The 24,108-nt window shown below is 71.1% G+C and carries 24 protein-coding genes; 11 read left to right on the top strand and 13 right to left on the bottom strand.

Annotation, left to right across the window (positions count from 1 at the left end; genetic code table 11):
- The first annotated feature begins 1 nt into the window (after position 1).
- From ACTIF1_RS05540 to ACTIF1_RS05530, 3 genes are read left to right on the top strand one after another with little or no spacing between them, the layout of a single operon-like run.
- Positions 2 to 871 carry an FAS1-like dehydratase domain-containing protein gene (locus ACTIF1_RS05540; RefSeq protein ID WP_439595390.1) on the top strand — a complete coding sequence of 290 codons (870 nt, stop codon included), beginning with the start codon at positions 2 to 4 and terminating at the stop codon, positions 869 to 871.
- Positions 868 to 2,082, top strand: coding sequence for a CaiB/BaiF CoA transferase family protein (locus ACTIF1_RS05535; RefSeq protein ID WP_439595389.1), 1,215 nt, complete (start codon positions 868 to 870; stop codon positions 2,080 to 2,082). Before ACTIF1_RS05540 ends, ACTIF1_RS05535 begins: the two co-directional genes overlap by 4 nt.
- Positions 2,079 to 2,939, top strand: a complete 861-nt coding sequence (locus ACTIF1_RS05530; RefSeq protein WP_439595388.1) for an HpcH/HpaI aldolase/citrate lyase family protein — start codon at positions 2,079 to 2,081, stop codon at positions 2,937 to 2,939. The genes ACTIF1_RS05535 and ACTIF1_RS05530 overlap by 4 nt, the downstream gene beginning before the upstream one ends.
- A 3-nt stretch (positions 2,940 to 2,942) precedes the next feature.
- Here ACTIF1_RS05530 and ACTIF1_RS05525 read toward each other — a convergent pair whose 3' ends face one another.
- The 9 genes from ACTIF1_RS05525 to ACTIF1_RS05485 all read right to left on the bottom strand — a co-directional run bounded on the left by ACTIF1_RS05525 (position 2,943) and on the right by ACTIF1_RS05485 (position 12,601).
- Complete coding sequence (locus ACTIF1_RS05525; protein WP_439595387.1) at positions 2,943 to 3,179, bottom strand: thioredoxin family protein; 237 nt, start codon at positions 3,177 to 3,179, stop codon at positions 2,943 to 2,945.
- Positions 3,180 to 3,190: 11 nt separating this feature from the next.
- Positions 3,191 to 4,243, bottom strand: a complete 1,053-nt coding sequence (locus ACTIF1_RS05520; protein ID WP_439595386.1) for a permease — start codon at positions 4,241 to 4,243, stop codon at positions 3,191 to 3,193.
- 119 nt (positions 4,244 to 4,362) lie between these two features.
- Positions 4,363 to 5,550, bottom strand: coding sequence for an MFS transporter (locus ACTIF1_RS05515; protein WP_439595385.1), 1,188 nt, complete (start codon positions 5,548 to 5,550; stop codon positions 4,363 to 4,365).
- Between the two features lie 32 nt (positions 5,551 to 5,582).
- A complete protein-coding gene (locus tag ACTIF1_RS05510; RefSeq protein WP_439595384.1) occupies positions 5,583 to 6,650 on the bottom strand; it encodes an ABC transporter ATP-binding protein in 1,068 nt (355 codons plus the stop codon).
- A gap of 2 nt (positions 6,651 to 6,652) precedes the next feature.
- Positions 6,653 to 8,395 carry an ABC transporter permease gene (locus ACTIF1_RS05505; protein WP_439595383.1) on the bottom strand — a complete coding sequence of 581 codons (1,743 nt, stop codon included), beginning with the start codon at positions 8,393 to 8,395 and terminating at the stop codon, positions 6,653 to 6,655.
- 3 nt (positions 8,396 to 8,398) lie between these two features.
- Positions 8,399 to 9,463 (bottom strand): ABC transporter substrate-binding protein, encoded by a 1,065-nt coding sequence (locus ACTIF1_RS05500; RefSeq protein WP_439595382.1) that lies wholly within the window; start codon positions 9,461 to 9,463, stop codon positions 8,399 to 8,401.
- A gap of 34 nt (positions 9,464 to 9,497) precedes the next feature.
- The gene (locus tag ACTIF1_RS05495; RefSeq protein ID WP_439595381.1) at positions 9,498 to 10,556 is read right to left on the bottom strand and encodes an ABC transporter substrate-binding protein; all 1,059 of its coding nucleotides are present in this window, start codon (positions 10,554 to 10,556) and stop codon (positions 9,498 to 9,500) included.
- 45 nt (positions 10,557 to 10,601) lie between these two features.
- Complete coding sequence (locus tag ACTIF1_RS05490) at positions 10,602 to 11,411, bottom strand: enoyl-CoA hydratase (RefSeq protein ID WP_439595380.1); 810 nt, start codon at positions 11,409 to 11,411, stop codon at positions 10,602 to 10,604.
- Positions 11,412 to 11,422: 11 nt separating this feature from the next.
- Positions 11,423 to 12,601: a CaiB/BaiF CoA transferase family protein gene (locus ACTIF1_RS05485; protein ID WP_439595379.1), complete on the bottom strand. Its 1,179-nt coding sequence runs from the start codon at positions 12,599 to 12,601 to the stop codon at positions 11,423 to 11,425.
- 131 nt (positions 12,602 to 12,732) lie between these two features.
- Between ACTIF1_RS05485 and ACTIF1_RS05480 the strand changes: the two genes are divergently transcribed.
- From ACTIF1_RS05480 to ACTIF1_RS05445, 8 genes are all read left to right on the top strand, one after another.
- On the top strand, positions 12,733 to 13,491 hold the full coding sequence (locus tag ACTIF1_RS05480) for a GntR family transcriptional regulator (RefSeq protein ID WP_439595378.1): 759 nt from the start codon (positions 12,733 to 12,735) through the stop codon (positions 13,489 to 13,491).
- Positions 13,488 to 14,582 (top strand): mandelate racemase/muconate lactonizing enzyme family protein, encoded by a 1,095-nt coding sequence (locus tag ACTIF1_RS05475; RefSeq protein ID WP_439595377.1) that lies wholly within the window; start codon positions 13,488 to 13,490, stop codon positions 14,580 to 14,582. The genes ACTIF1_RS05480 and ACTIF1_RS05475 overlap by 4 nt, the downstream gene beginning before the upstream one ends.
- A 34-nt stretch (positions 14,583 to 14,616) precedes the next feature.
- Complete coding sequence (locus ACTIF1_RS05470) at positions 14,617 to 15,594, top strand: Bug family tripartite tricarboxylate transporter substrate binding protein (protein WP_439595376.1); 978 nt, start codon at positions 14,617 to 14,619, stop codon at positions 15,592 to 15,594.
- Positions 15,587 to 16,075, top strand: coding sequence for a GAF domain-containing protein (locus ACTIF1_RS05465; RefSeq protein ID WP_439595375.1), 489 nt, complete (start codon positions 15,587 to 15,589; stop codon positions 16,073 to 16,075). Before ACTIF1_RS05470 ends, ACTIF1_RS05465 begins: the two co-directional genes overlap by 8 nt.
- 30 nt (positions 16,076 to 16,105) lie before the next feature.
- Positions 16,106 to 17,170, top strand: a complete 1,065-nt coding sequence (locus ACTIF1_RS05460; protein WP_439595374.1) for a ketopantoate reductase family protein — start codon at positions 16,106 to 16,108, stop codon at positions 17,168 to 17,170.
- Between the two features lie 72 nt (positions 17,171 to 17,242).
- Positions 17,243 to 18,220: a Bug family tripartite tricarboxylate transporter substrate binding protein gene (locus ACTIF1_RS05455; protein ID WP_439595373.1), complete on the top strand. Its 978-nt coding sequence runs from the start codon at positions 17,243 to 17,245 to the stop codon at positions 18,218 to 18,220.
- An 18-nt stretch (positions 18,221 to 18,238) separates the two neighbouring features.
- The gene (locus tag ACTIF1_RS05450; RefSeq protein WP_439595372.1) at positions 18,239 to 19,129 is read left to right on the top strand and encodes an ABC transporter substrate-binding protein; all 891 of its coding nucleotides are present in this window, start codon (positions 18,239 to 18,241) and stop codon (positions 19,127 to 19,129) included.
- Between the two features lie 111 nt (positions 19,130 to 19,240).
- Complete coding sequence (locus ACTIF1_RS05445) at positions 19,241 to 20,422, top strand: MFS transporter (protein WP_439595371.1); 1,182 nt, start codon at positions 19,241 to 19,243, stop codon at positions 20,420 to 20,422.
- Here the strand turns inward: ACTIF1_RS05445 and ACTIF1_RS05440 are convergent.
- From ACTIF1_RS05440 to osmF, 4 genes are read right to left on the bottom strand one after another with little or no spacing between them, the layout of a single operon-like run.
- Entirely contained in the window at positions 20,338 to 21,075 is a 738-nt protein-coding gene (locus ACTIF1_RS05440; protein WP_439595370.1) for an ABC transporter permease, read from the bottom strand. The two genes, ACTIF1_RS05445 and ACTIF1_RS05440, sit on opposite strands and share 85 nt — an antisense overlap.
- The gene (locus ACTIF1_RS05435) at positions 21,072 to 21,986 is read right to left on the bottom strand and encodes an ATP-binding cassette domain-containing protein (protein WP_439595369.1); all 915 of its coding nucleotides are present in this window, start codon (positions 21,984 to 21,986) and stop codon (positions 21,072 to 21,074) included. Before ACTIF1_RS05435 ends, ACTIF1_RS05440 begins: the two co-directional genes overlap by 4 nt.
- The gene (locus ACTIF1_RS05430) at positions 21,983 to 23,098 is read right to left on the bottom strand and encodes an ABC transporter permease subunit (RefSeq protein ID WP_439595368.1); all 1,116 of its coding nucleotides are present in this window, start codon (positions 23,096 to 23,098) and stop codon (positions 21,983 to 21,985) included. The genes ACTIF1_RS05435 and ACTIF1_RS05430 overlap by 4 nt, the downstream gene beginning before the upstream one ends.
- Positions 23,095 to 24,024 carry a glycine betaine ABC transporter substrate-binding protein OsmF gene (osmF, locus tag ACTIF1_RS05425; protein WP_439595367.1) on the bottom strand — a complete coding sequence of 310 codons (930 nt, stop codon included), beginning with the start codon at positions 24,022 to 24,024 and terminating at the stop codon, positions 23,095 to 23,097. The genes ACTIF1_RS05430 and osmF overlap by 4 nt, the downstream gene beginning before the upstream one ends.
- Positions 24,025 to 24,108: the final 84 nt, after the last annotated feature.

The raw sequence follows: 24,108 nt of genomic DNA, 5'->3' as shown, positions 1-24,108 counted from the left end.
CATGAGCGACGCCGTCGCCGCCGCCATGCCGGAACTGCGTGGCTGGATCGGCAGAAGCCGCGTGGTGGCCGAGGAGATCACTTTGCCCGCGGTGCGCCGCATCGCCGGCATGCTGGACCTCGATCCCGACAGTTTCGGGCCGGGCAGCCCGCTGCCGCCGCATTGGTTCGGGATGTTCTTCGCCGATATCGCGCGGCAGAGCGAGATCGGCCCGGATGGGCATCCGCGCAAGGGCGCCTTCCTGCCGCCGATCCCATTGCCCCGCCGCATGGGCGCCGGCCGCCGCACGCGCATCCACGGCGCGCTGCAGGTGGGCGACGCCGCGACCAAGACAATTGCGGTGGCGGCGATCGAGCCGAAGCAGGCGCGCACGGGGCAGATCGTGGTGCTGACCATGCGCCAGACCATTGCCGCGCGCGGCATGGTGCTGGCGGTGGATGAGTTCGACGCGGTGTACCGCGAGGCGGTGCCGCCGGGCGCGCAAAGCGCGGCGACGCCGCCGGTGCCGGCGCCGGAGGATGCCGCCTGGTCCGATGCGATGGAATTGGATCCCGTTCTGGTCTTCCGCTACTCCGCCGTCACCTGGAACAGCCACCGCATCCATTACGATGCGGATTACGCACGCGACGTGGAGGGCTATCCCGCCACCGTGCAGAATGGCGGCTTGACCATGCATCTGATCGTCGATGCCGCGCTGAAGCGCGCCCCGGGGCCGCTGCTGGGATATACGGCGCGGCTGCGGCGGCCACTCTTCGTCGGACAGGTCGTGACGCTGGCCGGCGCCGCAGCGGTCGGCGGCAAGATGGCGGCCTGGGCGGCGGCGCCGGACGGCACGCTGGCGGCCGAGATGGAACTGGAATTCGGCGCATGAGCGGCGGTCCGCTGGACGGCGTGCGGGTGGTGGACCTCACCTCCGTCGTGGTCGGCCCGATCTGCTCCCGCATCCTGGCCGACCAGGGGGCGGAGGTCATCAAGGTGGAATCACCCGGCGGCGGCGACCTGCTGCGGACCATGGCGCAGGGCAGCCGCAACCCCGGAATGTCCGGCAAGTTCATGCAGTTCAACCGCAACAAGCGGTCCCTCGCGCTGGACATCAAGCATCCCGAGGGCCAGGCGGCGCTGCTGGAGCTGATCCGGACGGCCGATGTCTTCGTCAGCAATATCCGCCCCAATGCGCTGGACCGCGCCGGGCTGGGGTGGGAGGCGCTGCGCGCGATCAATCCGCGCCTGATTCATTGCTCGATCCTGGCCTTCGGCCGCGGCGGCCCCTATTTCAACCGGCCGGCCTACGACCCGATCATCCAGAGCCTGTCCGGCGTCGCCGGCACCTTCCACCGCGCCACGGGCGAGCCGCGCTTCGTGCCGATGGTGATGACGGACCACATCACCGGGCTGATCGCCGCGCAATGCATCGGCTTCGCCCTGTTCCGCCGCGAGCGCAGCGGGGTGGGCGAGGCGATCGAGGTGCCGATGTTCGAGAACATGGCCTCCTTCGTCATGAGCGAGCATCTCGGCGCCGGCACCTTCGACCCGCCGGTGGGGCCGCTCGGCGACGGGCGGCTGCTGAGCCCGGATTATCGCCCGGTGCCGACAAGCGACGGCTACATCACGGTGGGACCGAACACCAATGCCCAGGCCTTCGCCTTCTTCGACGCGATCGGGCGCCCGGAGCTGAAGACCGATCCGCGCTTTCTGTCGGCGGCCGCGCGCACCGCGCATGCGGCCGAGTATCTGAAGATCCGCGCGGCCGCGATGCGCCAGAAGACGACGGCGGAATGGCTGGTGATCCTCGGCGCGGCGGATGTGCCGGCCGCCGCCTATAACAGCCTGGACGATCTGCTGGAGGATCCGCACCTCGCCGCCACCGGCTTCTTCGCGCCGGAGGATCACCCGAGCGAAGGCCGCATCCGCCGCACCGCCACGCCCAACCGTTTTGGCGGCGGCATGCGCGAGGATGCGCTGCCGGCGCCGCGCCTGGGCGCGGATTCCCGCACCATCTTGCGCGAGCTCGGCGTGGCGGAGGAGGCGATCGACCACATGATCGCAGCCGGCATCGTCACCACGGCGGAGGACCGGTCATGACCGACCATCCCGCGCGCTGGCGGTCGCTGCTCTTCGTGCCGGTGCTGGCCGAGCGCTTCGTCGCCAAGGCGCATACCCGCGGCGCGGATGTGGTGATCCTCGACCTGGAGGATTCCATCCTGCCCGCGCGCAAGGCGGAAGCCCGCGCGGCGCTGGCGACCGCGGCGGCGCAGGTGGGCCAGTCGGGCGCCACGGTCTGCGTGCGCGTGAACCGGCCGCTGGAACTGGCGGTGCCGGATATCGAGGCCGCCATCGCCGCCGGCGCCACCGCGCTGATGCTGCCCAAGGTGATGGGCGCAGAGCATCTGCGCCTGCTGGCGGAAGTGGCCGCCACTGCCGAGGCCCGCCATAGCCGCGCGCCGACGCGCTTCCTCGCCATCGTCGAGACGGCGGAGGCGCTGCCACGCCTGCCCGAGATCGCCCGCGCCGATCCGCGCGTGGTGGCGCTCGGCGTCGGCGGCGAGGACCTGGCGACGGAGATGGAGGCGGTGCCCTCCGCCGACAGCCTGTACCTGCCCGCCATGCTGGCACTGCTGGCGGCGCGGGCGGCGGGCATCGTGCCGATGGGATCGCTCGGCGCCTTCGCCGCCTTCGACGATCCCGAGGGTTACCGCGCCGCGCTGCGCCGGTCCCGCGCGCTCGGCTTCGGCTGCGCTGCCTGCATCCATCCGGCCCAGGTGCCCGTGATCAACGAGGTCTATGGCCCGAGCCCGGAGGCAGTGGACCGCGCCCGCCGGCTGATCGCAACCTTCGAAGCTGCAGAGGCGGAAGGCCAGGGCGCGGTGGCCTTCGAAGGGGCGATGATCGACCTGCCGGTGGTGGACCGCGCCAAGCGCCTGCTCGCCCGGGCGCGCTGACCCTCAGCCCGCCAGCCAGCGCGCCAGGTCGCCGGGCTTCGGCAGCCCGCCCGCATGCACCACCCTGCCATCCACCACGATGCCGGGGGTGGCGGCGATGCCGTAGCTGGCGATCGCCGCGTAATCCGTGACCTTGGAGACGGTGACCGGCACCCCGGCCCGCGCCGCGGCATCCTGCACCATCTGCACCGCCGCGTCGCAGCGCTTGCAGCCCGGACCGAGCACCTTCACGTCCTTCATGGCGAAACCCCTCAGGCGAAGAGCCGGTTGAACAGGAGGCCCACGGCCAGGATGCCGGCACCGACCACCGCGACGAAGACCGCGATCAGCCGGGGCGACAACACCTTGCGCAGGATGATGAGCTCCGGCAGCGACAGCGCGATGACGCTCATCATGAAGGCCAGCACGGTGCCGAGCGCCGCGCCCTTGCCCAGCAGCGCCTCCACCACCGGGATGATGCCGGCGGCGTTGGAATACATCGGGATGCCGATCAGCACGGCGGCCGGCACGGACCACCAGGCCTCCTTGCCCATGATCGCGGCGAGCAATGCCTCCGGCGCGTAGCCGTGGATCAGCGCGCCCATGGCGATGCCGGCGATGATCCAGTGCCAGACCCGGCCGACAATCTCCCGCACCGACTCCAGCCCGGCGCGGATGCGGTCCGGCCAGCCTGGCGCCGCTTCCTCCAGGCTGGCGGGGCCGGCATGGATCTGCAGCACCCAGGGCTCCAGCCAGGATTCCAGGTGCAGGCGCCCGATCACCCAGCCGGCCGTGATGGCGATGGCGAGACCAAAGCCCAGGTAGGTCAGCGCCACCTGCCAGCCCAGCAGCGCGAATAGCAGCCCCAGCGCCACCTCATTCACCATCGGCGCGGCGATGAGGAAGGAGAAGGTGACGCCGAGCGGCACCCCGGCGGAGACGAAGCCGATGAACAGCGGCACGGCGGAGCAGGAGCAGAAGGGCGTCAGCACGCCGAGCCCGGCCGCCAGCACATTGCCCACACCCACCCGCCGCCCTGCCAGCAGCGCCCGCGTGCGCTGAGGGGAAAAGAAGCTACGCACCACCCCCATGGCGAAGACCACCAGCAGCAGAAGCAGCAGCACCTTCGGCACGTCATACAGGAAGAAGGCGATCGCCTCGCCCAGCCGGCTGTGCCGGTCCAGCGGCAGCAGGGAGACCAGCCAGCTTGAGACCGGGATGAGCTGGCTATACGCCAGCGCCCAGGCCGCAAGCCCGGCGGCGCAGCCCGCCAGCCAGGGCAGCGCCGTGGCCGGGCCAGGATGGGAACCGGCCGAAAGGCTCATGCGCCGGGTCGCCCGTCTGTCAGCATCACCCTCGATCCTCGCTGGCTGAGGCGCCAATCTGCCAGCCAGACGCGTCCGGCGCCTTGCGGCGCATCAATCCCGGGGGGATTCGGCGGGGCTCAGGCCGGGCGGCCAAGCCGGCGCAGGACCAGCAGGCCCAGCAGCGTCACCACCGCGACATGGCCGAAGGCCAGGCCCCAGGCGGACAGCGCCTCCGGCCCCGCCCAGTCCAGCGCCACGCCGACGCCGAGCGGGCCGAGGAAGCCGCCGGCATAGCCGCACATGCTGTGCAGCCCCATGGTCGCGCCGCGCAGGCCGGGCTCCGCCGCCTGCACCGTGCCGGCCGTCAGTGCCGAACTGTCGAGGTAGATCGCCGCATTCCAGGCCAGCACGCAGGCCACGGCGAGCGGTGCGGAGACCAGGGCGGACAGGCCGGTGAGCACCGCCAGCAGCGCCGCCGCACCCATCGCCGCCGCCACCACGCGGCCACGGCCGAAGCGCTGCGAGGTCTCGTTGCCCAGGATGGAGACGGCGATGCCGAGCAGGCCCGCGAGGGTGAAGAGAACATTGGGCCCCGGCAGCCAGGCGGGCGCGCCCTGCTGCGCGATGACCAGCGCCAGGAAGGTCACCGCCCAGGCCCGCAGCGCGGCCAGTTCCCAGGTATGCACGGTATAGCCCGCGATCCAGGCCATGGCGGCGCGGTTGCGCAGCACCGGCCGGAAATCCAGCAGCGCGCCCGGCCGGGGGGTGGGCCGCGCATCCGGCAGCACCGCGGCGCCGATGCCGAAGGCGGCCAGCGCGGCGAGGCCGCCGAACAGGAAGGCGGCCTCCGGCCCCGCCAGCCCCTCCAGCGTGCCGGCGACGAGGAAGGAGGCCGCGCCGGCGATGCCGACCCCCGCCGCATGCCAGGACACGGCACGGGACTGCGCCGCGCCTTCGAGCCGATCCGCCAGCGCCTTCAACCCCGGCATGTAGCAGCCGGCCCAGCCGATGCCCGCCAAGGCGCGCAGTGCGAGCGCGACCCAAAAACCCTCCGCCCATAGCGCGAAGCCGAGATGGGACAGCGCGGTGCAGGCGGTGCCGAGCAGGTAGATGCGCCGCGCCGGCAGCCGGTCCGTCAGCGCCACCAGCACCGGCACGGCGGCGACATAGGCGGCGAAGAAGGCGCCGATCAGCCAGCCGGCCTCGGTGGCGGAAAGCTGCCAGCGCGCGAGGTAGCCGGGCAGCAGCGCCGGCAGGGTGAAGGCGCCGATCTGCGCCAGCACCTGCGCCAGGACGATGGAAGCGACGAAACGGGAAGCCGGCATGCCGGCCAGTGTAGCGACGGGCCGGCGGCGCGCTACACCACCATGGCCATCTGCTGCGGGTCGAACTGCATCCAGACGCGCTCGCCCACGTCATGAATCTGCAGCGGCGGCGCGGTGGCGCGCAGGCGCAGGTCGCTGCCCTGGGCGCGCACCACATAGTCCCAGGTCTCGCCCAGGAAGGTGCGCTGCGCCACCACGCCTTCCAGCACCGGGCCGCTGCCGCCCGGCGGCGCGCGGTGCAGGCCGATGCTCTGCGGCCGGACGGAGACCAGGATATCGCCCCCTGTCGCCGTCTCAGACCCCGGCACCTGGCCGGCCTGCATCGCGATGCCGCCGAAGCCGATCTCGCCGTTGCGGAGCTGCGCCGGCAGCAGGTTGGTGCGGCCGATGAAGCCGGCGACGAAGCGCGTGCGCGGCCGGGTGTAGAGCATGTGCGGCGCATCCACCTGCTCGATCCGCCCGGCATTCATCACCGCGATGCGGTCGGAGGTGGCCATCGCCTCCGACTGGTCGTGGGTCACATAGACCGTGGTGATGCGGAATTCGTCGTGCAGGCGGCGGATCTCGAAGCGCATCTCCTCGCGCAGATTGGCGTCGAGATTCGACAGCGGCTCGTCCAGCAGCAGCACCGCGGGCTTCACCACGATGGCCCGCGCCAGCGCCACGCGCTGCTGCTGGCCGCCGGAAAGCTCCGCCGGGTAGCGCGCGGCCAGATGGCCCATCTGAACCACCTCCAGGATCTCCTGCACGCGTTTGCGGATCTCCTCGGCCGGCAGCTTCCGCAGCTTCAAGCCGAAGCCGACATTCTCGGCCACCGTCATGTTCGGCCAGATGGCATAGCTCTGGAAGATCATGGACATGCCGCGCTTTTCCGGCGGCAGCACCGCGCCGGGGGCGGAGATCACCTGGCCGTCGAGCGAGATGCTGCCCGCATGCGGATCGACGAAGCCGGCGATCATGCGCAGGGTGGTGGTCTTGCCGCAGCCGGAAGGGCCGAGCAGCGACACGAACTCCCCCTCCTGCAGCGTCAGGTCGATGGCATCCACCACGCGGATGGGGCCATAGGCCTTGGTCAGCCCCTGGATCTGGAGACGCGACATCCTCAGTTTCTCCGCAGCATGAAGTCACGCCCGACCAGCTTCATGCCGATGCCGACGAAGACCATGGTCACCAGCAGCAGCAGCCCGCCGAAGGCGGCCAGCACCTCGAAATTGCCGGCCTCGCTGAGGTCATAGAGCAGCACGGACATGGTCCGCGTGCGCGGACCGACCAGGAAGATCGCCGCCGACAATTCGCGGGAGGCGACGATGAAGACGATGAGCCAGCCGCCCAGCAGCGACTTGCGCACCAGCGGCGCGGTGATCATCCAGATCGCATGCAGCCGCCCGCTGCCCAGGATGCGCGCCGCCTCCTCCATCTCCGGATGCACGGCGCGGATGGCGGAGGAGGAATTGGCATAGGCAATGGGCAGGAAGCGCGCCGCGAAGGCCAGGATGATGATCGCCGCGGTGCCGTAGAGCGCGAAGGGCGGCGAGGCATAGGCGGCGTAGAAGCCGATCGCCATGACGATGCCGGGGATGACGAAGGGCGCCATGGCCAGGAAGCCCAGCGCCTCCCCGAAGGGCACCAGCTTGCGGTTGACGATATAGGCGATCAGCAGCGCGAGCAGCACGGCGATGGTCGCCGCCGTGGCGGAGAACCAGATGGTGTTCCAGATGGAGGTCATCGCCATCTCATGCTCGAAGATGAGCAGGCGATAATTGGCCAGCGTCAGGTTGTCCCAGGCAAGGCCCCGCCCCCAGGCCTTGGCGAAGCTGGCCTGCAGCAGCACGAAGAGCGGCGCGATGACGGCCATCAGCCCGACCATGGCGCACCAGGCGAAGGCCACCCAGCGCCAGGGGCCGAGCCTGATGGGCCGCCGCTCCCCGCCCTTGCCGGTCTGCGAGACATAGCCCTTGCGCGCCAGCATCAGTTTCTGCACCACGATCATGCCGGCGGTGATCAGCAGCAGGGGCATGGCATAGGCGGCGGCCACCTCCACCCGCACCGGATATTCGAAGAACTGCCAGAGCTGCGTCGTCACCACGTTGATGCGCGCGGGGATGCCGATGATGGCCGGCGTGCCGAACAGCGCGATAGCTTCGAGAAAGACGATGATGAAGCCCGCCATGATCGCCGGCCAGACCAGCGGCAGCGAGACCTTGCGCATCGCCGTCCAGGTGCCGGCGCCGAGGATATTCGCGGCGTCCTCCATCTCGGATGAGACGAGGTCCAGCGCGGACTTCACGAAGATGAAGACCAGCGGAAAGGCGTTCAGCGCGATGACCAGCGCCATGCCGGAGAAGCTGTAGATATTGACCAGCGCGCCATCCGCCCCGGTCAGCCAGCGCCAGCCCAGGTTGATGAAGCCGGAATTCGGCCCCGCCAGCAGGATCCAGCCCACCGCGCTGAGATAGGGCGGCAGGATGAAGGCGCCGAGCACCACGGCCCAGGTGAGCCCCTTGAAGGGCATGTCGGTGCGCGACACCGCCCAGGCCATCGGCACCGCCATGACCACCGCGATGGTGGCGGAGGTGAGGCCGAGCCGCAGCGAATTCACCAGCGCATCGACGTAGCGCGCGCGGCCATAGGCGGCCAGGTAGTTGGACAGGGTGAAGGCGCCGGTGCCGCGCGTCTCGAAGCTCACCACCAGCAGCTTGCCCAGCGGGAAGGCCACGAGGAACAGCAGGATCGCGATCAACAGGATCCAGAGCAGCATCACCGGCTCGAACCGCGCGAGCCGGCCGGCGCGGCGCGGCTGCGCGGCCGCGGCCGCCGCACGGGGAAGGGCGGGCGCCTCGCTCATCGCTCAGACCCCGAAGATGTCACGCCACAGCTCCTTCACCGCGGTCATCTCGGTCTCGACCTGGCGCGGCGTCGGGGTGATGGTCCGGATCTCGTCCAGCGGGCGGGAGCCCTCCGGCGGCGGCACTTCCGGCCGCAGGGATTCGGCGGCGAATTCGCGCACGGTGCGCGAATAGGCCGGGCCGGTGGCGAATTCCATGAACAGCCTGGCCGCATTCGGCTTCGGCGCATTGGCGATGGCCGCACTCGGCGCCGGCACCAGCAGCGTGCCATCCGTCGGGTAGATCAGCGCCAGCGGATTGCCGCGGGAGATGCTGAACAGCGTGGCGGCGGACGGGATGCCGACGCCCACCAGCCGTTCCCCGGCATTCAGCGTGGTGACGGGGTCGCCGGCGGAGCGGCCGATCTGCGGCTTGTTGCGCTCCAGCTCGCGGAAGTAGCGCTCGCCATAGGCGGCCTTCATCATGATGGCCCAGCTGCCGATGGCGCCGCTGAAGCCGGGATGGCCGACCGCCAGCTTGTCGCGCCACTTCGGGTCGGTCAGCTCGCGCCAGCTTTTCGGCGCCTCCGCCTCGCTCAGCCGGTCCGCGCGGCGCGCCAGCATGTAGAGGGCGAGGTAGGTGACCTGGAAATGCCCGTCCGGATCGGCGGAATCCTGCGCCGCCTTCACCACGCCCGCCGCGTTCTGCGGCTTGTAGGCCATCAACCGCCCCTCGCCCTTCAGGAAGGTGAAGTGGCTGTAGTCGGTGGAGCTGAAGACGTCGCATTGCGCCACGCGCGCCCGCGCATCCTGCGACAGGCGCTGGAAGGCCACCTGGGACGTGGTGCGCACCACGTTGCAGCGCACGCCGGGATAGCGCTGGGTGAAGGCGCGGCCCACGGCCTCCGAGGGTTCGGCCTGCAGCTGGCCGGTGTACCAGGTGAGCTCGCCCTCCCGCTGCGCCGCCGCATACAGCTCCCGCTCATGCGCCGGCATGTCCTGCGCGGCGGCGTGCCGCGCCGGAATGATCGCGGCCGCCGCAAGCGCCGTGCCGGTGCCAAGCATGCCGCGCCGGGTCCAATTCGTCATGTGTCCACTCCCCTGGATTCGTGGTGCGCGGCCGTCACACGCCAAAAGTGTCGCGCCAGGCGTCCCGCACTTCGGGCACGCCCTTCTCCTGTTCCTCCAGGCTCGGCGCGAGCAGCGTGATATCGGCCAGCGGGCGGCCGCCTTCGGGCGGCGGCACGTCGCCGCGCAACGGCTCGTTGAAGGTGAGCCGCACCGTCTCGGACATCGCGCGGCTGGCCTGGAATTCCATGAACAGCTTCGCGGCATTGGGATGCGGCGCGTTGCGCGGAATGCCGGAAGGCGAGATGGCCGCCAGCACGCCCTCGGTCGGGTAGATCACCTTCAGCGGATTGCCGCGGGAGATGGCGAGCTGCGTCGTGCCGGTGGGCACGCAGAGTCCCACGGAACGCTCCCCGGCATTCAGCGTGGTCACCGGATCCTGGCTGGACCGGCCGATTTGCGGGTTGTTGCGCTCCAGCCGGAGAAAATAGTCCCAGCCGTACATCTTGCGCATCTGCACGGCCCAGACGCCGATCGCGCCGCTGAAGCCGGGATGGCCGACCGCCAGCTTGTCCTTCCACTTGGGATCCAGCGCATCGCGCCAACTGCGCGGCGCGTCGGCCTCTCTCACCAGCCGCGTATTGTGCGTCATCAGGAACAGGCCGAGGAAGCTGGTGTGGAAGAAGTTGTCGGGGTCCGCGCTCTGGATCGCCGGCAGCAGGCCCGCGGCATTCTCCGGCTTGAACTGCAGCAGCCGGCCTTCCCGCTTCATCTGCGTGAAGTGGCCGGAATTGGTGGAGCTGAAGACATCGCATTGCGCGACGCCCGCGCGCGTGTCCTGCGACAGCCGCTGGAAGGCCACCTGGGAGGTGCTGCGCACCACGTTGCAGCGCACGCCGGGATAGCGTTCGTTGAAGGCGCGGCCCACCGCCTCGGAGCTTTCGGCATTGTACTGGCCGGAATACCAGGTGATCTCTCCTTCGCGCCGCGCCGCCTCGTAGAGCTGGCGCTCATGCGCGGGCAGGTCCTGCGCCGCGGCGCGGAAGACAGCGCCGCCGCCCAGCGCGATGCCGGTGGTGAGGGATAGGATCTGGCGCCTGTTGAAGCAGCTCATTCTTGTTTCCTCCCTGGGTGCGGCACGCGGTCCGTGCCGTGTCAGTCAGCCTCCACGGAATATCGGGGGTCGCTTCGCCATGAAGGCGGCACGGCCTTCGGCATAGTCGGCACTGTCGAAGCAGGCGCGGTACAGCGCATCGAAGCGCGCCTGGTCGATCTTGGCGGGCTCGCCCGCGATCTGGTCGATTCCCTCCTTCGAGGCGCGGATGGACAGCGGCGCATTGCGCGCGATGGTCGCCGCCATCTCCCGCACCGTGGCCTCCAGCTGCTCCACCGGCACCACGCGGTTCACCAGCCCGACGCGCAGCGCCTCCTCCGCATCCAGGAAGCGGCCGGTGAACATGATCTCCTTCGCCATGGCCGGGCCGACCAGCGCCACCAGTCGGCGCAGGCTGTGCCAGGCATAGGCGACGCCGAGCTTGGCGGCGGGGATGCCGAAGCGGCCATCAGTGGCGGTGATGCGGATATCGGCCACCATGGCGGTGGCGCAGCCGCCGCCGATGCAGAAGCCGTTGATCATCGCGATCAGCGGCTTGCCCAGCTGCTCCAGCCGCTGCCGCGCGGCGGCGGAGACGGCGGAATACTTGGCCTCCGCCTCCGCGCTGTCGCGCAGCTGCTCGAACTGGCTGATATCGGCGCCGGAGGCGAAGGCCTTGCCGCCCGCGCCATGCATGACGACGACGCGCACAGCCGGATCCTCGGCGAAGCGCTGCGCCGCTTCCGCCACCGCCTGCCACATCTCCTGCGAGATGGCGTTGCGCTTCTCCGGCTGGTTGAAGGTGAGCCAACCGATCCCGTCCTCGATCCTCGCCAGGATCTTGGGCGTGGGAAGGTTGATCTGCATGCCGTCCATCGGTGCTGCTCCTAGGAGATGACGCGCGCAGCGCGCAGCCGGGCGATCTCATCCGCCGAATGACCCAGCTCCGCCAGGATCGCATCCGTGTGCTGCCCGGCATCGGGCGTGGGCGTGCGGATGTCCCAGGCGAGGTCGCTCATGTTGATCGGGTTGCGCACCAGTTTTTGGTCCCCCAGTCGCGGATGGGAGATGGGCTTCGCCATCTGCAGGTGCTGCACCTGCGGATCGGCAAAGGTCTGGTCGATGGTATTGATCGGGCCGCAGGGAATGCCAGCGGGGTCCAGCACCTCGATCCAGTGCAGGCTGGGCTTCGTCCGCGTCACCTCGCTGATCGCGGCATTGATCGCGGCGCGGTCGTCCGACCGTCCGTCGCGCGTATTCCAGCCCCGCCGCGTCTTCCATTCCGGCTTCTCGAGCGCATCGCAGAAGCGTTCCCACATGCGCGGGGAGGATGCGGCCAGCGCGATGGGCCTATCCGCGGTGGGATAGACGCCGGTGGGGATGGAGGTCGGATGGTCGTTGCCCGCCTGTCCCGCCACCTCTCCGGCCAAAAGCCAGCGGCTGGCCTGGAAGTCCAGCATGAAGACCATGACTTCCAGCAGGCTGGTATGCACCCAGCGGCCATGCCCCGTGCGGGTGCGGTCGAACAGCGCCATCATCACCGCCAGCGCCAGCAGATTGCCGGCGGTGAGATCCGCGATCGGGATGCCGACGCGCACCAGCCCGGCACCGGGAATGCCGGTGATGCTCATCAGCCCGCCCATGCCTTGCGCGATCTGGTCGACGCCGGCGCGATGGCCATAGGGCCCGTCCTGGCCGAAGCCGCTGATGGAGCCATAGACGATGCGCGGATTGATGGCGCTGACGCTGGCATAGTCGACGCCGAGGCGGAATTTCACGGCGGCGCGCATATTCTCGATGACCACATCGGCGGTCTTCGCCAGTTCGAAGAAGATCGCCTTGCCTGCATCCGTCTTCAGGTCGATCTGCATGGCGCGCTTGTTGCGGTGCAGGTTCTGGTAGTCGAAGCCATCCTGGTCGCCGGCAATGTCCGCACCTTCGGCACCGGGCGGCGCGATGCGGATGACCTCGGCGCCCCAATCCGCCAGGTGCCGCACGCAGGTGGGGCCGGCCCGTGCCACCGTCAGGTCGAGAACGCGGAGGCCGGAAAGCGGCAGGCCCGTCATGGGCGGGGCAGCCTTGCGGATTGCGCACCGCATTGCCCTGCGATGGTCGCCATCGACATCCTCCCAAGCCCGTTCTTTTTCGCTGCGACCAACTTGTCAGGCCCCGGCGCAACTGTAAACAGTTTATGGCCATGGTTGATGCCCCCGCGCGCCCGATCCCAAGCAGGCCGAAGACGCAGTCGCGTGATGCTGCGCTGCACGCGCCGCCACCACGTCGCGCGAGGCAGCCGCAGGCGCTCGGGATCGATGTGGCGCGGCGGATCGAGGCGCTGATCCTGGACGGCACGCTGCGTCCCGGCGAACGGTTGAACGAGGTGACGCTGGCGCGCAGCCTCGGCGTCAGCCGCGGCCCGGTGCGGGAGGCGGCGCGGGCGCTGGAAAAGACGGGTCTCGTCACCGTCATCATGAATCGCGGCGCCTTCGTGCGCAGCCTCGGCCTCGACGAGGCGATGGAGATCTACGAGATCAACGCGGTGCTCTTCGGCCTCGCCGCCCGCCGTGCGGCGGAGGCGGTGACGCCCGCGCAGGCCGCGGCGCTGCGTGCGATGGTGGAGGGGATGGAGAACGCGATCATGCGCGGCGACCGCGACGGCTTCTTCCAGATCAACTCCGATTTCCACGCCTGCATCCTCGCCTGCGGCCGGAACCGGGAGGCGGAGACGCTCTACGGTCAGCTCACCCGCAAGCTGATGCTGCTGCGCCGCCGCTCGTTCGAAAGCCCCGGCCATATGGAGAAGGCCAATCGCGAGCATCGTGCGCTGATGGAGGCGATCCTTGCCGGCGATGGACTGCGTGCGCGCGACCTGGCGGAGGCGCATGCCAGGCTCGGCCGCGCGCGATTCCTGGACGCCATCGGCCACCATCCCCTATCCGAGGAGGACACCGCATGACGCGCATCCGCAGCATCTCCGCCAGTGTCGAACGCCTGGCGCCGGTGGAGGCGGCGCGCGGCTATGCCGGGCTCGACACGCCCGCCTTCGTCCGCTGCAAGGTGATGACGGAGGACGGGCTGGTGGGCACCGGCGTCACCGGCCGCTTCCTGGCGGAGGAGGTGGTGGCCATGCTGGAACGGATGGAGGAGCCGTTGCGCGGGCAGGATGCGCGCGCCACGGAATCCATCGGGCCGAAGCTGACGGCACGCTACAACCCCCGCAATGCCACCGGCGCCTTCGTCTCCGCCCTCTCGGCGCTCGACATGGCGTTATGGGACCTGCGCGCACGGGCGATGGGGGAGCCGCTGTGGCGACTGCTGGGCGGCGCGCGCCAGGCGGTGCCCTGCTACGCCACCGTGGGCCTGCCGGGCTATGCGGAGGAGGAACTCGCCGCCGTCTGCCAGCGCAGCATTGCGGCCGGCTTCGTCGGCGTGAAGATGCTGGTGGCCGCCGGCGGCCGCGGCGTGGCGGAGGATGCCAGCCGCGTGCGCGCGGTTCGCGCCGCCATCGGCCCCAAGGCGCTGCTGATGCTGGATGCGAATTGCGGCATGGATGTCGCCACCGCGCGGCGCCTCGCGCTGATGGTGGAGGACTGCGACATCGCCTGGTTCGAGGAGCCGGTACTGGGCAATGACCTGGAGATGCTGGCCACGCTGCGCCGGGCCATCCGCATCCCGATCGGCGCCGGGCAGATGGTGCAGTCCATGGCCTGGTTCCGCGAGGCGCTGACCCGCGGCGCCGTGGACTGGCTGCAGCCCAATGCCGCCTTCTGCGGCGGCATCAGCGCCGCGCAGCGCATCCTGTCGCTCGCCGAGGCGCATGGCACGCCGGTGGCGCATGCGGGCGGCTGGGACATCGCCAATGCGGCACTGATGGCGGGCCATGCCCAGGGCGGGCTGCTGGAGATGCATGGCGCGCAGCTCGCCCTGCGCCTGCGCCTGTCGGAGGACCTGGTGGCGGAGGCGGGTGTGATGCGGCTGCCCGACCGGCCCGGCATCGGCTTCGCCTTCCGGGAGGAAGCGCTTTCCGCGGCGCCGCCGGCCGGCTAAAGCGGCGCAGCCCGAAGCCCCGAGGAGAAGTCCCTTGCCGCAGATCACGCGCCGCGCCGCCCTCGCCACCACCCTCGCTTTGGCAGCGCAGGCCGCCAAGGCGCAGGATCGCTACCCCAACCGGCCGGTGACCATCATCGTGCCCTGGGCCGCAGGCGGCACCACGGACATCCTGGCCCGCGTGCTGGCGGAGCCGCTGCGCCGCGCCATGGGCCAGCCCTTCGTGGTGGAGAACCGCTCCGGCGCCTCCGGCAATATCGGCTCCAACGCCGTGGCGCGGGCGCGGGCGGATGGGCATACGCTGCTCTTCGGATCGATGAGCACGCATGCGATGAACGATGCGCTGTTCAACAACATGCCCTTCAACGGCGTGGACGATTTCTCGCCCATCGCACTGCTCGCCTTCGTGCTGAACACGATGGTGATCCATCCTTCCGTTCCCGCGAATTCGGTCGGTGAGTTCATCGCCTATTGCAAGGCGAATCCGGGCAAGGTGGCCTATGCCTCGGCCGGCCTCGGCTCCACCAACCACCTCTGTGCCGCGATGTTCGCGCGCATGGCGGGGATCGACATGGTGCATGTGCCCTATCGCGGCGGCGCGCCGGCGGTGCAGGACACGGTGGCGGGCCAGACGCAGCTCTTCTTCAGCGCCGGCACGCAGACGCTGAGCCATGTGCGCGACGGGCGCCTGAAGCTGCTGGCCGTGACCGAAGGCCGTCGCTCCACCCTGCTGCCGGAGGTGCCGACGGTGGCGGAGACGGTGCCGGGCTATGAGATGGCGGTGTGGTACGCCGTGCTCGGCCCGAAGGGCATGCCGCAGGACCTGGTCGCGACGCTGAACACCGAGATCAACAAGGCGATGCTGCTGCCGGAGGTGAAGGACCGCATGGCGGCGATCGGCGTCGAGGTGGTGAACGAGACCCCCGCCGCCTTCGGCGCCACGCTGCGGGCGGATGCGGAGAAGTGGAGCCGCGTGATCCGCGAGCTCGGCATCGGCATGACCGATGCCTGATGCGGTGCTGACCGCCGCGCAACTGGCGCAGCTGACGGGCGCGGCACGAGAGGCCGCGCCGCTCGCCCTGCTGCGGGCGGCGGATGTGGTGGGGCGTCAGGCGATGGGACATCGCCTCTGCACGGCCATGCGCTTCGATGCTGCGGCGATGACGGTGCGGCGCCTCTACAGCTCGGATGCCGGAAGCTATCCGGTCGGCGGCGCCAAGCCGAAGCGGGACACGGCCTGGGGACGCCATGTGCTGCTGGAACGGCGCGTCTTCGTGGGCGAGGGCGCGGCCGCCATCACGGAATTCTTCGACGACCACGCGCTGATCCTCGGCCTCGGGCTGCGCAGCATCGTCAATGTGCCGATCCTGCATGGCGACGCCTGCCTCGGCACCGTGAATTTCCTTTGGGCGGAGGAGCGGGTTCGGCCGGAATGGCGCGCGCTGGCGGAACTTCTGGGGCTGGTGGTAGCGCCGGACTGGATCGCCGCCTAACCTGCCGTGCAAAGGCAGGAGGAGTCCAAAGTGTCTCAACGCATCGCCATCATCGGCGCCGGCGCGGTTGGCGGCTATGCCGGCGCCTATATGGTCCAGGCCGGCGAGGATGTGACCTTCGTCGATATGTGGCCGGAGAATGTCGAGGCGATCCGCGGCGCCGGCCTGCGCGTCAGCCATCTGAAGGACGTGCCCGAATTCACGGTCCAGGCCCGCGCCCTGCACCTGACGGAACTGCAGCAGGTATCCCGGCAAAGGCCCTTCGACATCGCCTTCATCTGCACGAAATCCTACGACACGGCCTGGGCGACGCAGATGGTGGCGCAATACCTCGCGCCGAATGGGTTTTGCGTCAGCCTGCAGAACTGCATGAACGAGGCGACCATCGCCGGCATTGTGGGCTGGGGCCGCACGCTGGGCGCGGTGGCGAGCTCCATCACCGTGGAACTGGCCGCGCCGGGCCATGTGAAGCGCGCCTCGGGCAAGGGCGGCGCGGCGCATACCGTCTATCGGGTGGGGGAGGTGCATGGCCGCAGCACGGATCGGGCGCGGGAGGTGGCGCGGCTGACGGCGCTGTCCGACAGCACCCTGCTGACGCCGAATCTGTGGGGGGAGCGCTGGTCCAAGCTGGTGGCGAATGTAATGCAGAACGGCATCTCCGCCGCCACGGGCCTCATCAGCCGCGACGTGCTGCTGGACGACCGGCTGCGCGCCTTCACTGCGCGGCTCGGCAGCGAGGCCATCCGCACCGGCCAGGCGCTCGGCTATGCGCTGGAGGAGGTGCTGCACATGGACCCGGAGCTGATCGCCCGGGCCGGCGAAGGCGATGCCGAGGCCATCCGGCATTACGACGACCATCGCCTGGCCGAGGCCCGGAAACCCGGCGGCGGCGCGCACCGCCCCTCCATGGGCCAGGACATGGTGAAGGGCCGCCGCACGGAGATCGAGGCGATGAACGGCTACGTCGTGGACCAGGCGCAGCCGCTCGGCATCGCGACACCGGCCAATGCGGCGCTCACCGCCCTGGTGCAGCGGGTGGAGCGCGGCGAGATCCAGGCCGATCCGCGCCACATCCACGACCTGCGGCTGAACTGACGCCGCACCGTCTTTGACACGGCGGAAGCGGGCTGGCTTTATCAGGACATATCGTCCGGAAGGATCCAGCCCGTGCCGACACGTCGCCGCGCTCTCCTCGCCGCAGCCGCCGCGCTGCCCCTGGCCGCCCCCGCCGCGCTGCGCGCCCAGGGACGCTACCCGGACCGCCCGGTTCGCGTCATCGTGCCCTTCGCGGCCGGCGGCATCATCGATGTCGTGGCGCGGCTGGTGAACGAGCCACTGGCCCGCGCGCTCGGCCAGCCCTTCGTTATCGAGAACCAGCCCGGCGCCGGCTCCACCATCGGCGCGCGCAACGTGGCCCGCGCGCGGCCGGATGGATACACGCTGCTGTTCAACGGCGCGGCGCATTCGGTGATCCCGGCGCTCTACAAGGACGCCGGCTTCGACAGCGTGGCGGATTTCATGCCCATCGGCCTGGTCGGCGACCAGACCTTTCTGGCCTGCGTGCATCCCGGCGTGCCCGCCAGGGACGTGCCGACGCTGCTGTCCTGGCTGCGGGAGAAGCGCGGCCAGGCCACCTTCGCCACCACCGGGGTCGGCGCCGCCTCGCATCTTGCGGGCGAATTGCTGAAGAGTTTGGCGAATGTCGATTTCACCGTGGTGACCTATCGCGGCACGCCGGCGGCGGTGACGGATTTCATCGCCGGCCGCATCGACTTCATGATCGACAGCCAGACCCTGCTCGCGCCCTTCGTGGCGGATGGCAAGGCGCGGGCGCTGGCGGTGACGACGACACATCGCTCCCGCATGCTGCCGGATCTGCCGACTTTTGCGGAGGCGGGCGTGACGGGCTATCGCGCTTCCTCCTTCCAGGCGCTCTATGCCCCGGCCGGCACGCCGGCGCAGATCGTGGCGACGCTGTCGGACGCGCTGCTGAAGGTGCTGGCGGACCCCGCCGTGCAGGCCTCCTTCGAGGCGCGCGGCGTGGATACGCTGCCGGGCGACAGCGCCGCGGCGAGCCGCTTCCTGGCGGCGGAATCGGCCAAGTGGGTGCCAATTTTGGAGCGCACCGGCGCGACGGCGGGCTGACGGCAGATGGAAAAGCTGGTGCTCATCGAGCCGTTCCGCGCCGTCTTCTACGCACCCTACTACGTGGCGCTGGAGCGCGGCTTCTTCGCCGAGCAGGGCATCGCCATGCAGCTGGAGACCGCGGGCACGCCGGATGCCGCGGCGGGGCGGTTGCTGGATGGCAGCGCCGACCTCGCCTGGAGCGGCCCGATGCGGCCGATGCTGGAACGCAGCCGCGACGCCGCCAGCCCGCTGCGCAGCTTTGGCGCGGCGGTGATGCGCGACCCCTTCCTGCTGCTCGGCATGGGCGAGCGGCCGGATTTCCGCATGCAGGACCTCGCCACGCTGCGGGTCGCGATCCCCGCGGAGGTGCCGACGCCCTGGTGGTGCCTGATGCACGACCTGCGCCAGGCGGGCGTGGACCCGGCCGCCTGCCCCGGCCATGTCCGCATGCCGATGCCCGAGGGGGCGCAGGCGCTGCGCGAAGGCCGCGTCGATGCCGTGATGCTCTTCGAGCCGCATGCGGCGGCGCTGGAGGAGGTGGGCGCGACGGTCTGGTACGCTGCCGCCAGCCGGGGCCCCACCGCCTATTCCGCGCTCTATGCCGTGGTACCGCGCATCGCGCAGAAGCATGCGGCCTTCACCGCCGTGGTGCGCGGCCTCGGCGCGGCGCTGGATTGGCTGCGCGGCGCGGACCCTGCCGAGATCGCCGCCGTGGTGGCGCCACGTTTCGCGGAAATGCCGGCGCCGCATCTGCTGCGCGCCATCACCCGCTATCGCGGGCTCGGCCTCTGGAACAATTCCACGCATCTGCCGCGCGCGGCGCTGGATGGGCTGGCGGCGGCGATGATTTCGGCGGGCGCCATGACGCACCATCCTGGCTACGAGTCCTGCATCGACCTTTCGCTGGACCTCGTCGGGCCGCCCTGAGGCCACTCCGCGCAGGTCTGCCCCTCCCCCGGCGCGGCTTCACAGCGCCCGCAGGGATGGAAATGATGGACCCGGGAAACGGGCCGGGGTCGCATGCAGCGTAGCCAGAGAATGAATCTGCTGCTGGTGGCGCTGGGGGCGATGTTCCTGCAGCAGACCTTTGCGGCGCTGGGGCGCAACCTGCCCTCCATCATCGCCCCGGCGATCCTGGAGGATCTGCGGCTGGATGCCGCCTGGCTCGGCGTTTATGTCGGCATCGGCGCGCTGGCCTCGCTCGGCTTCCAGCTCGGCTGCGGCAGCTTCATCATCCGGCATGGCGCCTTGCGGGTCAGCCAGGTCGCGCTGCTGATGCTGGCGGCAGGGCTTGTGGCGGCCTGCATCGGGCCGCTGGGCTTCTTCGCGCTTTCGGCGGTGATCGGCGCCGGCGGCGCGGCGGTGTCCACGCCCGCCAGTTCCCACCTGCTCGGCCGCTATTCGCCGCCGCGCTATGCGCCGCTGGTCTTCTCCATCAAGCAGACGGCGGTGCCGGCGGGGCTGCTGCTGGGCGGGCTGCTGGGGCCACTGCTGACCGGCTGGTGGGGCTGGCGCGGCGCCATGCTGGCCTCCGCCGCCGCCTGCCTGGTTCTGGCGGCACTGCTGCAGCCGCTGCGCGCGGAATTCGACGCGGACCGCATCCCCGGCCGCAGCTTTCGCCTCTCCGATTTCCACACCACCCTGGCGGTGGTGATGCGCGACCGGGAGCTGTTCAAGCTGTCGCTCGCCTGCTTCGTCTTCAACGGGCTGCAAACCGTCTTCATGGCCTATTTCGTGGTCTACCTCACCGCGCTCGGGCATCCGCTGGCGGTGGCCGGCGCCATCTTCTCTGCCGCCACCCTGGCCGCGGTGCCGGGGCGCGTAGTGTGGGGGTGGATCGGCAGCGTTCTGGTGGCGCCACGGGTGGTGATGGGGGCGCTGGCCATCGGCATGGCGCTGAGTTCGCTGGCCACGGGCCTGTCCGGGCCCGGCTCACCGCTGCTGCTGCTCGGGCTGGTTGGCGGCGGGCTCAGCCTCACCGCGCTGTCCTGGAACGGGGTGCTGCTGGCGGAGGCGGCGCGGCTGGCACCGGAGGGGATGCGCGGGGCGGCCACGGGTGGCGTGCTGTCCTTCGGGCAATTGGGCGCGCTGCTGATGCCGCTGGTCTTCGCCGGGGTGCTGTGGCTGACCGGGCGCTACGACACCGGCTTTCTGGTCTGCGCGGTGCCATCGCTGCTGGCCGGGCTGGCGCTGCTGCGGCGTCCGCGCGCGGCGCCGTAGCCGGACAGCGCGAGCAGCACACCCTCCGCCGCGAAGGCCAGCGCCGCGGTGGCCGCGGCGCCCTGCAGCACCAGCAGCTGGTTCTGGTTCTGCAGGCCGAGCACGATGGGCGTGCCAAGCGTGGAGGCCCCCGCCAGCGCCCCTACCGCGGCGGTGGCCACGCCCAGCACCAGCGCCACGCGCAGCCCGCCCAGCACCAGGGGCCAGGCCAGCGGCAGCTCCACCTCCCGCAAGGCACCGGCCGGCGTGTAGCCGAGCGCCAGGGCCGCCAGCCGCGCCTCCGGCGGCACCGCCTCCAGCGCCGCCACGGTGGCGCGCAGGACGGGCATGAGGCCGTAGAGCAGCAGCGCCAGGATGGTGGGGCCCCAGCCGAAGCCCATGGCCGGCACCGCCAGCGCCACCGCCACCACGGGCGGCACCGCCTGGGCGGCGGCCGCCAGCGCATCCGCCGCGGGGCGCAGCGCGCGGCCGGCCGGGCGCGTCACCAGCACGCCGAGCGCGAGGCCCAGCAGCGCGGCGGGCAACACCCCGGCCAGCGCCAGCCCGGCATGGCCGGCGGCCAGCCCCAAGAGGCGCCCGGGCGGAAAGCCGCCGAACCAGCCCGGCAGCAGCGCCACCAGCGCCAGCAGCGCGGCCAGCCAAAGCGCCATCATCGGCCGCGCGCCAGCACGGCCTCCAGCCGCAGGGATCCCTCGCCGAGGGCCAGCACGCTGCGGCCGCTCTCCGCCATGCGGGACAGGGCATCGGCCAGGCTGGCACCGGCGGGCAGGCGGGGTGCATCGGCGGGGGCGGGCGCCTCCTCCCGCGCCACCTCCGCCGGCAGCAGGGACAGGCGGCGCAGGCCGGGCTGGCCGCCGCCCAGCAGAGTGCGGGCGAAGTCGGGCGCCTCCGCCGCCACCAGCGCGGCCGGCGCGCCATCGGCCACCACCACGCCATCGCGCAGCACCACCACCTGGCTGGCCAGCTCCAGCGCCTCCTCCGGATCATGCGTCACCAGCAGGATCGTCTTGCCCGTCTCGGCATGGATGCGGCGGAGTTCCATGCGCAGGTCGCGGCGGGTGATGGGGTCCACGGCGCCGAAAGGTTCGTCCATCAGCAAGATGTCGGGGTCCGCGGCCAGGGCACGTGCCAGGCCGACGCGCTGTGCCTGGCCGCCGGACAGCGCGGCGGGCAGGCGCTCCGCCAGGCCGGGGTCGAGCTGCACCAGCTCCAGCAGCGCCCCCACCCGGGCGGCAATTCGGGACGACTCCCAGCCCAGCAGGCGCGGCACGGTGCCGATATTGGCGGCCACCGTCCGGTGCGGAAACAGGCCGGTGGATTGCATGACGTAGCCAATGGACCGCCGAAGCCGCGCCGGCTCCTGCCCCGCCACATCGGCGCCGCGCACCAGAACGCGACCGGCACTCGGCTCCACCAGCCGGTTCACCAGCTTCATCAGCGTCGACTTGCCGGAGCCGGAGGGGCCGACCAGGGCGCAGAGCACGCCCTCCGCCACCTGAAGGTTCACGCCGGACAGGGCTTGTGTCTCGCCGAAGCGGACGGAGACATCCTGGAACTGGATCATGCGGTGCCCCCCAGCCGGTGTTCCAAGGCGCGGACCAGCGCATCCGCCACCAGGGCCAGCGCCATGATCGGCAGCGCGCCGAGCAGCATCAGGTCGGTGGCGAATTGCGACAGACCCTCGAAGACCAGGGCGCCCAGACCCCCTGCCCCCACGAGCCCCCCCAGCGTCACCAGCCCGATTGCCTGCACCACGGCCACGCGCAGCCCGCCCGCAAAAACCGGCAGCGCGAGGGGCAGCCGCACCTCGCGCGTGATGCCGCCCTCGGTCAGGCCCATGGCGCGGGCGGCGGCCACGGCGGCGGGATCGGCGGCCGTCAGCCCGCCGAGCACGGAACGCCAGAGCGGCAGCGCCAGGTAGCCGGCCGTCGCCAGCACCGCGGGCGCCGGGCCGATCGCCCCCAGCCCGAGGTTTCGCAGCGACGGAAACAGCGCCAGCAGCCCGGCCAGCAGCGGGATCAGCGCCGCGAAGAGCGCGATGGCCGGCACCACCTGCACCGCGCCGAGGCTCGCGCCCACCGCTCCGGCCGCGCCCGGCCGGCGAAATCCGGCCCAGGCCAGCGGCACGGCCAGCAACAGCGCCAGCGCCAGCGCCGCGCCGGCCAGCGCCAGGTGGCGCAGCAGCGCGGCGTGGACCGCGGCCTCCCGCGCCCGGTACTCCACCACCAGGGACAGCGCCGCGAAAGTGCCGGCGCGCCAGAGCAGTGCGAGGGCGAGCAGGGCCGCGATCGCCAGGATGGAACGGCCGAGGCCCGGCAGCGCGGCGCCGCGCGCCGCCACCAGCGCCGCGGCCGCAACAAGCCCCAGCCAGAAGCCGCCGCCCAGCCCGGCACGCGCCGCAGGGGCCAGGCCTTCGAGCGAGGTGGCGGCGGCCCAGCCGGTGGCGGCCAGCAGGAAGGCCACGCCACCCAGGGCGGTGGCCGCCCCCAGCCAAGCCGGCACGCGCTGCGGCACGGCCAGCACCAGGGCCAGCAGCGCCGTCCAGCCGATCGCGGCAAATCCGGACATGGCAAGACCCGGCAGCAGCCGGTTCGGCGCGACGGTCAGCCAGGGCAGCGCCAGGCCGGCCAGCACGCCCAGCCACAAGAGCGCGCGGCCCGCCTCCCCGGCCTTCATCCCAGCGTGGCGAAATGCGCCCGCGCCACCGCCGCCGCCGCCTGGCCTTCCACCGCCACGCGGGCGTTCAACTGCTGCAGCTTTTCCAGCGTCAGCGAGGCGAAGACCGGGGCCAGCGCCGCGCGGATGCCTGGATGCGCCTCCAGCACCGGCTGGCGGACCACCGGCGCCGGCTCATAGACGATCTGCGCGCCCTTGCTGTCCTGCATCACCACCAGGCCGAGGGCGGAGATCGCGCCATCCGTGCCGTAGACCATGGCGGCATTCACGCCCGAGATGCCCTGGGCGGCGGCGCGCATCGTCACCGCCGTATCGCCGCCCGGCAGCACCACGATGCGGTCGCGCGGGAAGGCGAAGCCATAGGTGCGCTCGAAACTGCCGAGCGCCGCCGGGCTTTCGACGAATTCGGCCGAGGCCGCGAGGCGCAGCTTGCCGGCCGCGGCGGCACGGCCGAAATCCTCCATGGTGGCGAGGCGCTCGGCGCGGGCCACATCGCCGCGCAGGGCGATGGCCCAGGTATTGTTGGCCGGCGCGCGGGCCAGCCAGACCAGCTTGTTGGCCTCCAGGTCCAGCCTCGCCACCGTCTCATGGGCCGTGTCACCCTGGCGCCAGGCCGGCGCCTCCGGCTGCTGGAAGAAGAAGGCGCCATTGCCGGTGTATTCGGGATAGAGGTCGATCTCGCCCGCCACCAGCGCGGTGCGGACGATGCGCGTGGGGCCGAGCGACAGCCGCGCCTCGGTCGGGATACGGGCGCGTTCCAGTGCCACAAGGATCAGGTTGCCCAGCAGCGCGCCCTCGGTATCGATCTTCGAGGAGACCACCACGGGCCGCGCCGCCTGGGCGCGCGCCAGTCGCGGGGTCGCAAGGGCCCAGGGGAGCGTCAGGGGAAGTGCGGCCAGAAGTCGCCGCCGCAAAATGCCTGCCATGGTCCTGTCCTGTCCCGCTTCGGTGCCAAGCTCTGCCAGCAGCACAGCGTGCCACAGGGCAACCGGTTCCGTCCCGCTTCGGTT

Source organism: Falsiroseomonas sp., assembly GCF_051860665.1.
Lineage (GTDB): Bacteria > Pseudomonadota > Alphaproteobacteria > Acetobacterales > Acetobacteraceae > Falsiroseomonas.
This window is presented reverse-complemented; position numbering and strand designations above follow the sequence as displayed.